The sequence below is a fragment of the Rhodopseudomonas sp. BR0C11 genome, from assembly GCF_010820945.1.
In the GTDB taxonomy this organism is placed as follows: Bacteria; Pseudomonadota; Alphaproteobacteria; order Rhizobiales; family Xanthobacteraceae; genus Rhodopseudomonas; species Rhodopseudomonas palustris_H.
This window is the reverse complement of sequence record NZ_QTKI01000801.1, coordinates 1-628: the sequence shown is the minus strand read 5'-3', so window position 1 is coordinate 628 and position 628 is coordinate 1. Positions and strand designations below refer to the sequence as shown.

General features: G+C 68.5%; 2 protein-coding genes. Both read right to left on the bottom strand.

Annotation, left to right across the window (positions count from 1 at the left end; genetic code table 11):
• A partial coding sequence (locus tag DYI24_RS27475; protein WP_164574551.1) for an NAD(P)-binding domain-containing protein occupies positions 1-346 on the bottom strand: 346 nt, incomplete at its 3' end.
• Positions 346-628, bottom strand: a 283-nt coding sequence (locus DYI24_RS27470; RefSeq protein WP_502706396.1) for an RraA family protein, incomplete at its 5' end; no start/stop codon positions are given. The genes DYI24_RS27470 and DYI24_RS27475, both read right to left, overlap by 1 nt.

Sequence of the window (628 nt, the reverse complement as noted above, 5' to 3'; positions counted from 1 at the left end):
GCGAGGCGGCGCGCTGCTGGGCGCCGGGCGAGGCGGAGTTGAAATCGAGAAACCAGGTGCCTTGATTGATCGCGCCGGCGCAGGCCTCGGCGACTGCGACGGTTTGGCTCGCCGTCACCGCCGAGATGATGAAGTCGCTGCGCGCTGCGAGCTCGGCATGCGATGTCGTCAGCGTCACGCCATGGCGGCTGGCATGCTCGCGCAGCGGCCCGCCGCGATCGTCGGCGAGCTTGACGTCATAGGCCGCGACCTTGACGCCTTGCGCGCGCAGATCCTCGGCGAGGATCTTGCCGACCTCACCATAGCCGACGATCCCGACCAGCCATTGTTTCGCCGCGCTGCTCATCAGTCGATGTACTTCAGGCCGGCTTTTTCAAGCGGCTCGCGCATCTTGTACATGTCGAGGCCGAGCACGCCGCTTGCCAGCTTGGCGCGCTTCTCGGCCTCGTTGGCCTCGCGGGCTTCGGCCGCGTCCGCCGCCATCTGTGCGACCGCGGCCGGCACCACCACGACGCCGTCGTCATCGGCAATCACCACGTCGCCGGGCGTGATATGCGCGCCGGCGGCGACCACCGGGATGTTGACCGAGCCGAGCGTCGCTTTCACCGTGCCCTTGGCGTGGATCGCC